Source organism: Streptomyces barringtoniae (assembly GCF_020819595.1).
GTDB classification, from domain to species: domain Bacteria; phylum Actinomycetota; class Actinomycetes; order Streptomycetales; family Streptomycetaceae; genus Streptomyces; species Streptomyces barringtoniae.
Window position 1 is genome coordinate 99,390 of sequence record NZ_JAJHNP010000023.1, and the last position, 14,641, is coordinate 114,030.

A 14,641-nucleotide genomic window follows, 5' to 3' on the forward strand; every position below is an offset into this window, starting at 1 on the left:
ATTCCGGACCGTTCCCGTCCAGAATTCTCGTCCGATTGACCTGTTGCAGACGGCAGTTGGACAGATACATTCAGCCGCGGTCGACGCGTTCCGGCGCACGCCCCCGACCAATGGGGGGTGAGGTCTGACCCGGGTCCGCGAAGTGTGGATCTGTGCAAGGGCCAGTAATAGGGGAGTTAGGCATGGCTCAGGGCACCGTCAAGTGGTTCAACGCGGAGAAGGGGTACGGCTTCATCGCGGTCGACGGTGGTGCGGATGTTTTCGTCCACTACAGCGCGATCCAGATGGACGGTTACCGCACCCTGGAAGAGGGACAGCGGGTCGACTTCGAGATCTCGCAGGGTCAGAAGGGCCCGCAGGCGGACATGGTCCGGCTGGCGACCAGCTGAAGCACGCGTCGGCAGACAGCGACGTTCTTCTGTTCATCTTCGAAGGGTCCGTACCTCCTGGGGTACGGACCCTTCGTCATGCCCGGCGCCCCCTGTTCGCGCGCGGCTGAGCGCTCCCCCGCCATGCCCGAGGCGCTTGCACTCGGGGGTGCCGAGTGCTAATCATTGGCGTTAGCACTCTGAAGGTGAGAGTGACAGTGAAGGACCGGGTCGGTGAGGCCCGCAGGCCGGGTGGGGCAAGGAACCACGAGGCCGGCGAGCCGTCCGTCGCGGGCGCGGGCGCGGTCCGAAGGAATCACCCCCAGTCCTGGAGGGACCACTTCACATGGCCAAGATCATCGCGTTCGACGAGGAGGCGCGGCGCGGCCTCGAGCGCGGCATGAACCAGCTCGCGGACGCCGTGAAGGTGACGCTCGGCCCCAAGGGCCGCAACGTCGTCCTCGAGAAGAAGTGGGGCGCCCCCACGATCACCAACGATGGTGTCTCCATCGCCAAGGAGATCGAGCTCGAGGACCCGTACGAGAAGATCGGCGCCGAGCTGGTCAAGGAAGTCGCCAAGAAGACGGACGACGTCGCCGGTGACGGTACGACCACCGCGACCGTGCTCGCCCAGGCCCTGGTCAAGGAGGGCCTGCGCAACGTCGCCGCCGGCGCCAACCCGATGGCCCTGAAGCGCGGTATCGAGAAGGCCGTCGAGGCCGTCTCCGCCGCTCTCCTCGAGCAGGCGAAGGACGTCGAGACCAAGGAGCAGATCGCCTCCACCGCGTCCATCTCCGCCGCCGACACCCAGATCGGCGAGCTGATCGCCGAGGCCATGGACAAGGTCGGCAAGGAAGGCGTCATCACCGTCGAGGAGAGCAACACCTTCGGCCTGGAGCTCGAGCTCACCGAGGGCATGCGCTTCGACAAGGGCTACATCTCCGCCTACTTCGCGACCGACATGGAGCGCATGGAGGCGTCGCTCGAGGACCCGTACATCCTCATCGCCAACTCCAAGATCTCCTCGGTCAAGGACCTGCTCCCGCTCCTCGAGAAGGTCATGCAGTCGGGCAAGCCGCTGCTGATCATCGCCGAGGACGTCGAGGGCGAGGCCCTGTCGACCCTGGTCGTCAACAAGATCCGCGGCACCTTCAAGTCCGTCGCCGTCAAGGCCCCGGGCTTCGGCGACCGCCGCAAGGCCATGCTCGGCGACATCGCCATCCTCACGGGCGGCGAGGTCATCTCCGAGGAGGTCGGCCTCAAGCTGGAGAACGCGACCCTGGACCTCCTGGGCCGCGCCCGCAAGGTCGTCATCACCAAGGACGAGACCACCATCGTCGACGGTGCCGGCTCCTCCGAGCAGGTCAACGGCCGCGTGAACCAGATCCGCGCCGAGATCGAGAACAGCGACTCGGACTACGACCGCGAGAAGCTGCAGGAGCGCCTGGCGAAGCTCGCCGGCGGTGTCGCGGTCATCAAGGCCGGTGCAGCCACCGAGGTGGAGCTCAAGGAGCGCAAGCACCGCATCGAGGACGCCGTCCGCAACGCGAAGGCGGCCGTCGAGGAGGGCATCGTCGCCGGTGGTGGCGTGGCCCTGCTGCAGGCCTCCCAGGTCTTCGAGAAGCTGGAGCTCGAGGGTGACGAGGCGACCGGCGCCAACGCCGTGCGCATCGCGCTCGAGGCCCCGCTGAAGCAGATCGCCGTCAACGCCGGCCTCGAGGGCGGTGTCGTGGTGGAGAAGGTGCGCAACCTGACCCCGGGCCACGGCCTGAACGCCGCGACCGGCGAGTACGTCGACCTGGTCGCCGAGGGCATCATCGACCCGGCGAAGGTGACCCGTTCCGCGCTGCAGAACGCCGCCTCCATCGCCGCGCTGTTCCTCACCACCGAGGCCGTCATCGCCGACAAGCCGGAGAAGGCCGCCGCGCCGGCCGGCGGCGGCATGCCGGGCGGTGACATGGACTTCTGATCGACCTGACGGTTGATCGCCTGTCCTTCGGACCGAGGGCGGCACTCCCAGCTTGTGGCTGGGGTGCCGCCCTCGGGCGTTTGCCGAAGGCTAGGTCCTCGGTGTGACCGCCACCGACAGCGTGTCGCCCGGCCTCAGCCTGTTGTAGAGCCATACGGCGTTCTTCGTGTCGAGGCCGATCCAGGCGCCGCGGGGGCCGCAGGCGAGTGAGCCGACGTAGAGGCTGGACCTGTCGGTGCCGCGCAGCTCGACCACGTACGGTTCGGCCACCTTGCAGGCGGACTTGGTGAGTCCGTAGGCCGTGTCCCGTGTGAGGTCGAGTTTCGCGGCGACGGTCAGCAGGCCGGCGGAGGGGCGGGTCGGGTAGCCCGAGGTGATGCGCATGACCCGGCCGTCGACGGTCAGGGCCCGCTTCTCGAAGTCCACCGTGCCGGTGACCGGGGTCGCGAGAGGGGTGGGGGTGGGAGTGGGGGACGCCGGGAGCCGGGGAGCGGTGGCCGCCGGGGCCTGGCGGTGGGCCGGAGTGCCGTCGCCCGGGTTCAGCGCGAGTGCGAAGGCCGCCAGGGCGAGGGCCGCGGCGCCCGCGCCGAGGACGAGGACCGTGCGACGGCGGCGGCCCCGGCGGACGGCGCGGCGGCGGATCCCGGGAGCGCCGAGGGCCGGCGGGGTCTCGTTCGCCGTCGCCAACTCGCGGAGTGCGGTGGTCAGGTCGTCCGGGACGAGGTCATCCGACACGGCCGCCCTCCTTCCGTACCGGCTCATCGGCCTCGTCCGTGCCCAGCTGCTTCGCCAGTGCCGCCCGGCCCCGGGACAGCCGGGCCTTGACCGTGCCCACGGGCGCGCCGGTCTCGGAGGCTACCTGCTCGACACTCAAGTCGCACAGATGGTGCAGGACGATCGCCAACCGCTGCGCCTGGGGCAATTGGCGCAACGCGGCCACCAGGGCGGTGTGTTCGGGACCGGGGCCGGGAGTCGACTCGGGCGGCGTGTGCCGTCGCATCAGTTCCAGCCAGCGCCTGGCGCGCCGCCAGCGGCTGACCGCCAGCCGTACGGCGACCGTGCGGATCCAGGCCTCGGGGGCGCTGTCGGCCAGGAAGGACTTCCGCCGGTCCCAGGCGCGTACGAACGCCTCCTGCACCACGTCCTGGGCCTCGCCGTGGTCTCCGGTGAAGGCATAGAGCTGCCCGGTCAGGCGGGGGAAGGCCGCCGCGTAGAAAGCGTCGAACTCGTCCTCGGTCATGCCCTCCGCCGGAGTCTTGCCGCGTCTTGCTGAGTCTTACCGGGTCTCTCTGCTGTCTTTCTGTGTCTTGCGTTTCCCGTGCAACCCGCCTGTCCCGCCCGTGCGTACAGGTCCCGTGGGCCGCGAGCGCGGCGTACATCGAAACACACGTGACCGAAGGAGAAGACGATGCGGACGGGTGCCCGGATCCATGACGACTTCGCCGCCTGCGCGCGCGCCTGCTGGCCCCGGCTCCTCGTCACCGCGCGGTTGCTCACCGAGGACCTGCCCGAGGCGGAGGAACTGGCGCGGAGGACGCTGATACGGGTGTACGCGCGCTGGCGCCGCGTTCCGCGCAACGACGTCGACTTCCACGTACGGCGTCACCTCGTGCGGAGCCGGCTGCGGCGGCCGTGGCCGCTCGTGGGCCGTGCCGCCCGGCAGCGGGCCGTGCTGGTGCTGCGGTACGGCGAGGGGCTGCCGGACGCGCAGATCGGTCAGCTGCTCGGCATCTCCAAGGGCGCGGTGCGCCACGTCGCCAGGCGTGGGACGAAGGCGGCCGGGGGTGACGAACAGCGGCTGCGCGAGGCCTACGCCGCCGTGGCCGCTGACGTGGTTCCCGGCCCGCTCCCGCTGGACGCGGTGACCGCACGGGGGCGGGCGAGGCGGCGGCGCCGGGCCGCGGTGGCCGCCGGTGCCTGCGCGGTGGTGCTGGTGGCCGGGGGCTCCCTCGCCGTCGGCCGGATCGCCGGGAGCGGCCACGGTGAGTCGTCCGGTACGGCGGGCAGTCGGGCGGTGGGTTCCGTACGGATCGTGGCGCCCGGGGAGCGGGTGCAGGCGGCGCCCGGCGTGGAGATGTGGCTGACCGCGGACGGCAGCCACTGGTCGACGCCGCAACAGGCCGACCAGTTCCGCGGGTTGGACGCCTACTCGCGCCACGAGCCGGGGGTGTCCCTGCAGGCGGAGCCGGTCGAGGGCAGGTACTTCCTGTCCGGCCTGTACTACGGCGTCACCGGGGACCCGGGACGCGTCGAGCTGAGCACCGGTCACCGTCGGGTCGCCGCCAAGGTGCTCACCCTGGCGGGCAGTCCCGGCTGGGGGGTCTGGTACGCGACCACGTCGCTGTCCGCACAGGACACCAAGGCGCTCATCGTCGAGGGTATGGAGAAGACCCGGGGCGGTGAGGGCGTCAGGGTGTACGACGCCGCGGGCGCCGTCGTGGCACGGCTGCGGAGCGGGGGGTGGTCGGCATGACCCCGGAGCTCAAGGAGGAACCCACGGAGAGGCCCGAGGAGGAGCCCAGGGAGGGGCCCAGGGAGTGGCCCGAGGAGGAACCGCAGAAGGCGCCCAAGAAGGCGCCCAAGAAGGCGCGCGTACGCGCGAGTTCGCGGCGCGTCCCGTTCCGCGTCCGTCTGCGCCGCAACCGTGGCCGTATCGCGCGTCGCCTGCTGGTCGCCTTCCTTCTCCTGTTCGCCCTGCTGTGCGGGGCGGTCGTCGTGGCGTACAAGCTCACCGTCATTCCCGAGCCGCATCCAGACACGGTCGTCCAGAGCACCGTCTTCCTCGACGAGAAGGGCGCCTACCTGGGCCGCCGCGGTCCGGTCGACCGTCAGGAAGTGCCGCTGTCGCAGGTCCCGCGGTATGTGCAGGACGCGGTGATCGCCGCAGAGAACCGTTCCTTCCGGACCGACTCCGGCGTGTCCCCGAAGGCCCTCGTCCGTGCCGTCGCGGCGGCGCTGATCGGCGGCGAACGGCAGGGCGGCTCCACCATCACCCAGCAGTACGTCAAGAACGCGCTGCTCAGCCCCGAGCAGACCCTGTCACGCAAGGCGCGCGAGGCGCTGATCGCGGTCAAGCTGGACCGCACGCGCTCCAAGGACGAGATCCTGGAGGGCTACCTCAACACCGTGTACTTCGGCCGGGGCGCCGCCGGCATCCAGTCGGCCGCGCGCAACTACTTCGACGTCGACACCAGGAACCTCACGGTCTCCCAGGGTGCGGCCCTGGCCGCCATCATCAACCTCCCCTCCTACTACGAGAAGGCCGGCTCGGACCCGAAGGTCACGGCGACGCTCCAGAAGCGCTGGGAGTGGGTGCTGGACGCGATGGCGTCGAGCGGGGACATCACGGCGAAACAGCGCTCCGGGGCCCGCTTCCCGGCGTTCCGGTTCTATCCGCCGGGGGCGACCGACGGGCAGCGGCAGTACCTGATCGACGTCGCGGCGAAAGAGGCCGCCGACCGGCTCGGCATCAGCGAGGACCAGCTGGCGCGCGGCGGCTACACCGTGCGCACCACCTTCGACCTCCCCCTGCAGGTCTCCACGGCGGAACTGGTCAAGGGGCAGACGGCAGGCAAGGGGGTACGGCTGCACACCGCCGTCGTGGGCATGGAGCCCGGCGACGGTGCGGTGCGGGTGCTGTACGGGGGGTCGGACTACGCCCGGCAACCCTTCAACGACGCGGTGAGCGGGGCGGTGGAGGCGGGTACGGTGATGACGCCGCTGGAGAGGATGCCGTTCGGGGCGCCGCTGACCGGGTTCCCGAAGACGGCCGCGCCCACTCCGCTGAGGCTCACGTCGGCGTACGCGGCGGTCGCGGCCGACGGCATGTACGCCGCGCCGTACACCGTCGCCCGTATCACCCGCGACGGCCGCACCGTCTACTCCGCGCATCCCGACCGCCACCGGGTCCTGCCCGGGCAGGCGGCCCGCACGGCGGCCACGCCGCTCCAGGCCGGTGCCGGGGCCACCCCGGTCGCAGGCCCTCCGGCGAGCCTGTTCACGGCGGGAGCGGGCGGCGGCATCACCCGTCGCACGGTGTGGACCGTCGCCTACGACGCCCGGCTCACCCTGACCGTCACCCTCTTCGCCGACAAGCCGGGCAAGAAGAAGGACACGACGGTGCCTGCGCAGCTGCCGGCGGATCCCTCACCGACAGGGTTCACGGAACAGACGGCGACCCAGCTCTGGGGTCGCTTGAGGTGATCGGAGTGTGAGCGGCGCCACGCAAAGGATTCCCGTGGGGCGGAATGTGGGGCAGCGCATAGGTGATTACTTAAGAAGCTGCAACAATGCGTGCTCACATACCGATCGGTTTAACCCCGCCACCCACGAGGAGCCCCCACGTGACCGTCACGACGCCCGCCTCCCGCGCGGCCCAGATCCTGTCCCGCCCGATCGCGCTCAACGGTCTCACCGTTCCCAACCGGATCGTGATGGCGCCGATGACCCGCATGTTCTCCCCGGGCGGCGTCCCCGGCGAGGACGTCCGCTCGTACTACGCCCGCCGGGCCGCCGCCGGGGTCGGCCTGATCGTCACCGAGGGCACGTACGTGGGTCACGAGTCGGCCGGCAACAGCGGGCGCGTGCCCCGGTTCCACGGCGAGGAGCAGCTGGCGGGCTGGGCGAAGGTCGCCGAGGACGTGCACGCGGCGGGCGGCACGATCGTCCCGCAGCTGTGGCACATCGGCATGGTCCGCAAGGACGGCGACGCCCCCTTCCCGGACGCCCCCGCGATGGGCCCCTCCGGCCTGGTCGCCGCGGACGCCGAGCCCACCGGCAAGGCGATGACGCAGGCTGACCTGGACGACGTCGTCGCCGCGTTCGCCAAGGCCGCCGCGGATGCCGAGCGCATCGGCTTCGACGGTGTGGAGATCCACGGCGCCCACGGCTACCTCGTCGACCAGTTCCTGTGGGAGGGCACCAACCGCCGTACCGACGCCTACGGCGGCGACCCGGTGGCCCGCACCCAGTTCGCGGCGGAGATCGTCGCCGCGGTCCGTGAGGCGGTCTCGGCCGAGTTCCCGATCATCTTCCGCTACTCGCAGTGGAAGCAGCAGGACTACACCGCCCGGCTCGCCGAGACCCCCGAGGAGCTGGAGGCGATCCTCACGCCGCTCGCCGCGGCCGGCGTCGACGTCTTCCACGCCTCCACCCGCCGCTACTGGCTGCCGGAGTTCGACGGTTCGGACCTGAACCTGGCCGGCTGGACCAAGAAGCTCACCGGCAAGCAGGTCATCACCGTCGGCTCGGTCGGCCTCGACGGCGAGTTCCTGGGCGCCTTCCAGGGCCAGGGCTCCGAGGTCAAGGGCATCGACAACCTCCTCGACCGCCTGGAGGCCGACGAGTTCGACATGGTCGCCGTGGGCCGCGCGCTGCTCCAGGACCCGGAGTGGGCGGCCAAGGTGCTCGCCGACCGCTTCGACGAGCTGAAGCCGTACGACGCGGCGTCCCTGAAGACGCTCAGCTGAGCCCCCCGCGGGTGTGGCTACAGAGGGCCGTTCATCGGCTCGATGTCGACGCGCACGGGGGTGCCCCACACCCGCAGCACCTCGTAGTCGGTGAACTCGTGCACGAGCCGGTAGGCCATGGCGGGCCGGGACCCGCGCCGCTGGGCGGCGAGATACGCCTCGGCCTCCCGCCGGTCCCGCCGCGGTGTCCCGCACAGCTGCCACTCCTGCCCGTTCCAGGCCTCAGGCAGCCAGCGCTGCTGGGGCTGGGGCCGGTCACCGCGCACCCCGTACCGGGAGGGCGCGGTGGCCACGGGCTCGGCGGCGGCCGGCCGGCCCTGGAACTCCGAGCGGCGGGCCGCCCGGCGCCGGGTCTCGCAGAGCAGGCACAGATCGGGCGCGCTCTCGTCCACGGGGCCCTGGGGATGCTCGGGGCAGCGGGTGCTGGGCGCGCTGTTCCCGGCGCTCTCGTCCACGAGGTCGAGTGCCCGGCGCAGATCCGCCTTGATCTCGTGCAGCCGGGCGTCCGGGGTGTCGGCGGTCAGGGCTTCCCCGTGCTCCCCGAGAAGCCGGAGCGCCCTACCGAGGGCGGCGAGCTGGGCGTGGTTCATGGTCGGCCTGCGTAGTCCTTGAGTTCCTCGGTGTCCAGTTCGAGGCCGACGACCCGGGCGGGGTCGGGCGGCTCCACTGGGGATCCTCAAGGGTAACGGGGTCCTTGGCCGTCAACCGGGGGAGCCGGGAGCGCCGTAGGGTGTGCACCGTGCTGCCGAGACGCCTGATCGACGTTCTCCACCGCTTCAACGCCGCCCACCCCTGGGACCACAACGCCCACTATCACCGGTGGCTGCTGCGGCAGTTGCCCCGCCGGTTCGGCAGGGCTCTGGACGTGGGGTGCGGCAGTGGGGATCTGGCTCGGTTGCTGGCCGGGCGGGGGGAGCGGGTGCTGGGGGTCGACGCGGACCCGGAGATCCTTCGGCGGGCCCGGGAGCTGACCGACGCCGCCGCCCCCGTCACCTACACCCTCGCCTCCGCCCCGGACGGTCTTCCGCCGGGGCCGTACGACGTCGTCACCTGTGTGGCCGTGCTCCACCACCTCCCCTTCGCCGAGACCCTCACCCGGCTCCGGCGGGAGCTCGCGCCCGGTGGCACCCTGGTGGTCGTCGGCTGTGCCCGGGCCGCGAGCCCCGTCGATCACGCGCTCGGGCTGGTCGCCCTACCGCTCAACCTGCTGACCGGGTGGGTGAAGAACCGCGGGCGGCCCACCACCCACCGGCCCGTCTCGATGACCGCGCCGACCCGTGAACCCGAGCTGTCCTTCGCCGGCATCGTCCGGCAGGCGCGCCGCCTGCTGCCCGGCGCCCGGCTCCGGCGGCGGCTCTTCTGGCGGTACACCCTCGTCTGGCGTGCCCCTGGCGATCCGTCAGGCCACTGAGGGCCGGCGCCCGGTCGTCAGCCGGTGATGCGGTCGAGGGCGCTCTGCGCCCCGCAGGCGGGGACGGCGGTGAGGGCGCCGGCGGCCAGGGTCAGCGGCGAGACGGGACTGAACGCGGGGAGCAGGGCGAGGTTCTCGACACACGCCCGCGCGTCTGCGTCGGACCCGCGGACGTCGGCGTGGGCGGGGGCGGCCAGGGCGGCGGCGGAGGCCGTGAGGACGGCGGTGACCAGGAGCTTCTTCATCATGCCCGGGGAACGACCGGTCGCACGGTACGTCACGCCTGTGCGCCCGCTCGGGGGCGGCGGGGGAAGCCGAAGGCGTAGGTGGCCAGGAAGCCGACCAGATAGCCGGTGAGGAGGCCGCCGGCATAGATCGCCGCCGCCGTTCCCATGCCTCTGTTGCCCGTCAGCAGCGGGAACAGGGCCCAGCCGGACGGGCCGATGGCCGTCGCGCCCACCCTGGTGCCGAGCATCGCGAAGAAGCCGACGAACGCCCCGCCCGCCGCCCCGCCCGCGCAGGCGGTCAGGAAGGGGCGGCCCAGCGGCAGGGACACGCCGTAGATCAACGGCTCGCCGACGCCCAGCAGGCCCGCCGGGAGGGCCGAGCGGATCGTCGTACGCAAGGACGCGTGGGAGACGTCGTGGCGCAGGCGGACGTGGACCGCGAGCGCCGCGCCGACCTGGCCCGCTCCCGCCATGGCCAGCAGGGGGAGCAGGACGGTGTAGCCCTGCTGCTCGATGAGGGTGGTGTGGATGGGGATGAGGGCCTGGTGCAGACCCAGCATGACCAGGGGGAGGAAGAGACCCCCGAGGAGCAGTCCGGCCACCGCTCCGGCGGTGGCCAGCAGCCAGGTCGCCGCCGTGCCGATCACCGTCGCCACCACTCCGGCCGCGTACATCAGGCCGTACAGCGTCACCAGGCCCGAGACCAGGACGGTGACCGTGGGGGTGAGGAGAACGTCCAGCGCGCCCGGCACCCGGCCCCGGACCCACTTCTCCACGCGGGTCGCCAGCAGCGCGGCCGCGAGGGCGCCGAGCACCCCGCCCTGGCCGGGGGCGAGGTGGGTGCCGAACGCCGACACCCTCGCCACGCCCGGGTACACGACCACGGCCGCCACGGCGCCGCCCAGCACGGGTGTGCCGCCGAACTCCTTCGCCGTGTTGTGGCCGACGAACACCGCGATCAGGGCCAGGAAGGCGGAGGCGGCACAGGAGAGGGCCGGGGTCAGGGACGGCAGCCAACCGGTGTTCAGCAGCAGGCCGTTGAGGCCGGACAGCACGCCGCAGCCGATCAGGGCGGGAATGAGGGGGACGAAGACGTTCGCGACCCGGCGCAGGGCGGTCTTGAGGGGGGTGGCCTGCTCCCTCGTCTCCCCCGGATTCGTCACCTCCCCCGGCTTCGTCACCTCCCCCGGCTTCGTCACCGCCCCCGTCTCTCCCGGCAGGGTGTCGCCGGGCTCGGGCCGGCCCGTGGCGGCGACCCGTGCCTCCACCTCCGCCGTGACCTCGTCGACCACCCCGGGCCCGAGCACGATCTGGAGGGCCGGCCCGTCGGACACCAGCCCGAGCACGCCGGGCAGGGCCCGCAGCCCCTCCGCGTCCACCGCCGCCGGGTCGGCGAGGGCCAGCCGGAGGCGGGTCATGCAGTAGGTCGCGGAGGTGACGTTGGCCGGGCCGCCGACCCGGTCGAGGAGGGCGGTCGCGGTGGAGGCGGGGTCGTTGCGCACGCCCCGAGCGTGCGGGTCAGCGGCCCGCGTGCGCCAGCGCGGCACGCAGATGGCCGCCGGACTCCTCCAGAAGGCGGGCGGCCGTCGGGCCGTCGACGTCGGCGAGGAGGGTGAGGATCGCGTGCTTCACCTCGCCGCCGGACTCGGTGAGAGCCCTCTCGATCTCCTCGTCGGAGGCGCCCGTGGCCAGGGAGACGATCCGGCGGGAGCGGGCGCGGAGTTTGTCGTTGGAGGCGCGGACGTCGACCATCAGGTTCCCGTACGTCTTGCCGAGCCGGATCATCGTGATGGTCGAGAGCATGTTGAGGACCAGCTTCTGTGCCGTGCCGGCCTTCAGGCGCGTGGAGCCGGTGATCAGCTCCGGGCCCACGACGACCTCGATGCCGTGCTCGGCGGCGGCCGCGAGCGCGCTGTGCTCGTTGCAGGCCAGACCGATGGTCAGCGCGCCCAGGGCGCGGGCGTGTTCGACGGCGCCGATCGCGTACGGGGTGCGGCCGGAGGCGGAGATGCCGACGACGGTGTCCTCGGGGGTGGGTTTGAGGGCGTCCAGGTCGCGGTGGGCCAGCTCCGCGGAGTCCTCGGCGCCCTCGACGGAGGTCACCATCGCCTCGGGTCCGCCCGCGATCAGGCCGACGACCCGGGCGGGGTCGGTGTTGAAGGTGGGCGGGCACTCGGAGGCGTCCAGTACGCCGAGCCGGCCGGCGGTGCCGGCACCGGCGTAGATCAGCCGCCCGCCGCGCGCCATGCGTTCGGCGACGGCGTCGATGGCGGTGGCGATCCGGGGCAGCTGCACCGCCACGGCCGCGGGCACGCCCGCGTCCTCACCGTTCATCAGGCGGGCGATGTCGAGGGTGGACAGGCGGTCGATGTCGGCGAGCTCGGGGCGGAAGGCTTCGGTGGTCAGGGAAGCCAACTGCTGACGCAGGTCATGCGAGGTCATGGGGGGTGGCTCTCTCAGGTCTGGGTGCCGTTGTGCGTGCTGTTGCTCACCCGGGACTGGTGACCTGGGCTCGGTCACCTGGGGCTGGTGCGATGCCGGTGCGCCAGCGCCTCGTACGACGCGGCCAGCGCGGGTGCCGCCGTCTCGTACGTACGCTGGGCCACTCCCACGAACAGGCAGTCCACCACGAGCAGTTGGCTCGTCCGCGAGGACATCGCGGCCGGTCGCAGCTCGCTCTCCCGTGAGGTGGACGTGGTCAGCACGTGGTCGGCGTACTGGGTGACCGGCGAGTCCGGTCGGCCGGTGATGGCCACGGTCGTGGCCCCGTGCTCGAAGGCGACCCGCAGCGGCTCGATGACGTCCCCCGTCGAGCCGGAGTGGGTGATGGCGATCGCCACGTCACCCGAACGGAGCTGCACCGCGTTGGTCACGGCGAGGTGCGGATCGCTGTGGGCGTGCGCTATGAGGCCTATGCGCAGGAGCTTCTGGGTGAGGTCCTGGGCGACGAGCCCGGACGCCCCGACGCCGTACACGTCGGTGCGGCGGGCGCCGGCCAGGGCGTTCACCGCGGCGCCGAGCTGGACCGTGTCGAGTCCGGCGGCCGTGTCGGCGAGGGTCTGCTGCTCCTCGTAGGCCAGCTTGGTGACGACGTCGGCGATGGGGTCGTCCACCGCGATGTCGGTCGTGATCGCCGGCGCCCGGCCCGACTGCTGCTGCGCGGCGAGGCCCGCGAGGGCCAGACGCAGGTCCCGGTAACCCGGATAGCCGAGCAGGCGGGCGGTGCGTACGACCGTGGCCTCGCTGGTGCCGGTGAGCTCGGCGAGGCCCGTGACCGTGAGGGCGGCGCAGCCGGCCGGGTCGCTCGCGACGGCCTCCGCGACGCGCTGCATGGAGCGGGTCATGGAGGGGGCGAGGGTGCGCACCTTGGCGGCGAGGGAACCACCCGGACCGCCGAAAATTTCCTTCACGTCCTGGGTCACAAGTGAAAGATATTTTCGGTTCGGTGTCGGGGTCAAGAGTGCGCACAATGGGTTCCATGGATCCCATCAGTCCCCTTGAGCAGGCCCTGCATGCCGCCCGAGCCCTCGTGCTCGCCGATCTGGTCGCGGGCGACGTCGCGGAGGCGGACGTGGTCTCGCTGGTCGAGGAGTCCGTGGTGGAGCGGCGCTGGTGGGTCGAGCAGTGGCCGGAGGGCGCGTCCTGCATCGCCGGGCTGATCGCACAGGACGTGCAGGACGCGCTGCTGGACCGGTACGGCCGCTGGCCGCTGTGCCCGGTGTGCGGCTCCGGTGACCCGCACGCGCTGGACGTGGAGCCCGAACTGGGTCCCGACCCGCACTGGGTGTGCCACAAGGCGGGCGTGAAGGTCGCGGCGGTGGGCTCGCTGAGCTCGGCCACGGGCGGAATGACCTCGTCGTGACGCTGTACATCGACCCGCCCGCCTGGCCTGGACACGGCCGCATGTGGTCGCACGTGGTCAGCGATGTGTCGTACGACGAACTCCACGCGTTCGCCGAGCGGCTGGGCGTACCGAGACGCGCCTTCGAGCGCGACCACTACGACCTTCCGTCGCACCGGTACGCGGACGCGGTGACCGCCGGGGCGGTGGAGGTCAGCAGCCGCGAAGTGGTGCGGCTGCTGCGGGAGTCGGGGCTGCGCAGGCCCAAGGGGCTTGTTCAGCGGCGCAGTTCGTAGGCCAGCTCGGCGTCGTCCTCACTGCTCACCGGGACGAACCCGACCCGGGTGACCACCGCCTGCGAGGCGGTGTTGTCCCGGTGGACGGTCGCGAAGAGGGAGCTGACGTCCTCGCGGGCCAGCGCCCAGTCCGCGAGCGCGCGCAGGGCCTCGGTGGCGTACCCCTGACCCCGGGCGCCCTCGACCAGGTCGTAGCCGATCTCCACCCGGCCGTCGTCGTCCGGTACGCCGTGGAAGCCGATGCCGCCGATCGCGCGGCCGTCCTCGTGCCGTACGAGCGCGAAGACCCCGAACTCCGGGCGGTGCACGCCCGCCTGGTACGCCTTCACCAGCATCCCGACGGCGTCCCGGGTGCCCTCGTACGGGCCGCCTTCGAGCCAGGTGAGGCCGCCGTCGCCGCCCAGGCGCAGATCGTGGGCGGCGGCCGGGCGGAGGCCGGTGAGGGTGAGGCGCTCGGCCGGGACGACGAGGTTGTTCCGCCAGCGCCACTCGGCGACGGGGGCGCGGCCGGGCAGCTCGCCGCGGCCGGTGGCCCACAGCAGGGTCGGCCAGGGGGCGGGGCCGGGCTGGACGTGCGGGAAGAGGCAGGCCAGGAGGGACTCGGCCAGCTCGGCCGGCGGCTCGTAGGCGATCCCGAGAGCCTCGGCCATGTCCCGTGTGTGCAGCAGCACTTCGGCGATGCCCATCGCCGCGAAGCCCTCGGCGTCGGCGCTGCCGAAGGGGTAGGGGTGGAAGCCGCGGACACCGGGCTCGGCGGTGCGGACGGCGGCGGCGAGCAGGGCGCCGGTCGTCTCGATGACGTGCAGCAGGCCCGCGTTGTCCGTGCCCTCGTCGAGGGTGAGCTCGAAGGGGACATAGGCGTCCTGTGCGCGTCCGGCCAGGTTGGCGGCGTAGGCGATCAGGTCGTCGGCGACATGGACGGCGGTGGCGTGGCAGTCCCACTCCAGCCCTTTGGCCCGTACCGCCCGCCAGTCCTGGTCCACCGCCGCGCGCAGTGCCGCCGTGCAGCCCGCCACGGCCTCGGTCACATCGTCCCCGTTTATCGGTCGCATGGGGCGAAC

General features: G+C 72.2%; 16 protein-coding genes. 8 read left to right on the forward strand and 8 right to left on the reverse strand.

The annotated features are described in order from the left end of the window. Positions 1–182: 182 nt before the first annotated feature. On the forward strand, positions 183–389 hold the full coding sequence (locus LMU33_RS33270; protein WP_019057200.1) for a cold-shock protein: 207 nt from the start codon (positions 183–185) through the stop codon (positions 387–389). Between the two features lie 325 nt (positions 390–714). Beyond that, positions 715–2,337, forward strand: a complete 1,623-nt coding sequence (gene groL, locus LMU33_RS33275) for a chaperonin GroEL (protein ID WP_228624502.1) — start codon at positions 715–717, stop codon at positions 2,335–2,337. A gap of 90 nt (positions 2,338–2,427) precedes the next feature. Here the strand turns inward: groL and LMU33_RS33280 are convergent, their stop codons facing one another. Both LMU33_RS33280 and LMU33_RS33285 read right to left on the reverse strand, forming a co-directional pair. Continuing rightward, positions 2,428–3,072, reverse strand: a complete 645-nt coding sequence (locus tag LMU33_RS33280; RefSeq protein ID WP_228624503.1) for a hypothetical protein — start codon at positions 3,070–3,072, stop codon at positions 2,428–2,430. Then, on the reverse strand, positions 3,062–3,577 hold the full coding sequence (locus tag LMU33_RS33285; protein ID WP_228624504.1) for a SigE family RNA polymerase sigma factor: 516 nt from the start codon (positions 3,575–3,577) through the stop codon (positions 3,062–3,064). The genes LMU33_RS33280 and LMU33_RS33285 overlap by 11 nt, the downstream gene beginning before the upstream one ends. Positions 3,578–3,745: 168 nt before the next feature. Here LMU33_RS33285 and LMU33_RS33290 point away from each other — a divergent pair, with 168 nt between their 5' ends. From LMU33_RS33290 to LMU33_RS33300, 3 genes are all read left to right on the forward strand, one after another. Beyond that, positions 3,746–4,810, forward strand: a complete 1,065-nt coding sequence (locus LMU33_RS33290; protein ID WP_228624505.1) for a sigma factor-like helix-turn-helix DNA-binding protein — start codon at positions 3,746–3,748, stop codon at positions 4,808–4,810. Then, positions 4,807–6,540: a transglycosylase domain-containing protein gene (locus LMU33_RS33295; RefSeq protein ID WP_228624506.1), complete on the forward strand. Its 1,734-nt coding sequence runs from the start codon at positions 4,807–4,809 to the stop codon at positions 6,538–6,540. The genes LMU33_RS33290 and LMU33_RS33295 overlap by 4 nt, the downstream gene beginning before the upstream one ends. A gap of 140 nt (positions 6,541–6,680) precedes the next feature. After that, positions 6,681–7,805: an NADH:flavin oxidoreductase gene (locus LMU33_RS33300; protein ID WP_228624507.1), complete on the forward strand. Its 1,125-nt coding sequence runs from the start codon at positions 6,681–6,683 to the stop codon at positions 7,803–7,805. A gap of 17 nt (positions 7,806–7,822) precedes the next feature. On the opposite strand, the gene LMU33_RS33305 is transcribed toward LMU33_RS33300, so the two are convergent. Further along, positions 7,823–8,395, reverse strand: coding sequence for a hypothetical protein (locus LMU33_RS33305; protein WP_228624508.1), 573 nt, complete (start codon positions 8,393–8,395; stop codon positions 7,823–7,825). Positions 8,396–8,544: 149 nt separating this feature from the next. Between LMU33_RS33305 and LMU33_RS33310 the strand changes: the two genes are divergently transcribed. Then, positions 8,545–9,216 carry a class I SAM-dependent methyltransferase gene (locus tag LMU33_RS33310; protein ID WP_228624509.1) on the forward strand — a complete coding sequence of 224 codons (672 nt, stop codon included), beginning with the start codon at positions 8,545–8,547 and terminating at the stop codon, positions 9,214–9,216. Positions 9,217–9,233: 17 nt separating this feature from the next. Here LMU33_RS33310 and LMU33_RS33315 read toward each other — a convergent pair whose 3' ends face one another. The 4 genes from LMU33_RS33315 to LMU33_RS33330 form a co-directional block, all read right to left on the reverse strand. Continuing rightward, positions 9,234–9,497 carry a hypothetical protein gene (locus LMU33_RS33315; protein ID WP_228624510.1) on the reverse strand — a complete coding sequence of 88 codons (264 nt, stop codon included), beginning with the start codon at positions 9,495–9,497 and terminating at the stop codon, positions 9,234–9,236. After that, positions 9,494–10,945, reverse strand: coding sequence for a PTS transporter subunit EIIC (locus tag LMU33_RS33320; protein WP_228624511.1), 1,452 nt, complete (start codon positions 10,943–10,945; stop codon positions 9,494–9,496). The genes LMU33_RS33315 and LMU33_RS33320 overlap by 4 nt, the downstream gene beginning before the upstream one ends. A 16-nt stretch (positions 10,946–10,961) precedes the next feature. After that, the gene (gene murQ / locus LMU33_RS33325; RefSeq protein WP_228624512.1) at positions 10,962–11,885 is read right to left on the reverse strand and encodes an N-acetylmuramic acid 6-phosphate etherase; all 924 of its coding nucleotides are present in this window, start codon (positions 11,883–11,885) and stop codon (positions 10,962–10,964) included. Positions 11,886–11,959: 74 nt separating this feature from the next. Continuing rightward, entirely contained in the window at positions 11,960–12,865 is a 906-nt protein-coding gene (locus LMU33_RS33330; RefSeq protein WP_228624513.1) for a MurR/RpiR family transcriptional regulator, read from the reverse strand. Positions 12,866–12,921: 56 nt separating this feature from the next. Between LMU33_RS33330 and LMU33_RS33335 the strand changes: the two genes are divergently transcribed. After that, the gene (locus LMU33_RS33335; RefSeq protein ID WP_228624514.1) at positions 12,922–13,305 is read left to right on the forward strand and encodes a DUF8819 family protein; all 384 of its coding nucleotides are present in this window, start codon (positions 12,922–12,924) and stop codon (positions 13,303–13,305) included. Then, complete coding sequence (locus LMU33_RS33340; RefSeq protein WP_228624515.1) at positions 13,302–13,580, forward strand: DUF4031 domain-containing protein; 279 nt, start codon at positions 13,302–13,304, stop codon at positions 13,578–13,580. The genes LMU33_RS33335 and LMU33_RS33340 overlap by 4 nt, the downstream gene beginning before the upstream one ends. Here the strand turns inward: LMU33_RS33340 and LMU33_RS33345 are convergent. Beyond that, on the reverse strand, positions 13,562–14,632 hold the full coding sequence (locus LMU33_RS33345; protein ID WP_228624516.1) for a GNAT family N-acetyltransferase: 1,071 nt from the start codon (positions 14,630–14,632) through the stop codon (positions 13,562–13,564). The two genes, LMU33_RS33340 and LMU33_RS33345, sit on opposite strands and share 19 nt — an antisense overlap. Positions 14,633–14,641: the final 9 nt, after the last annotated feature.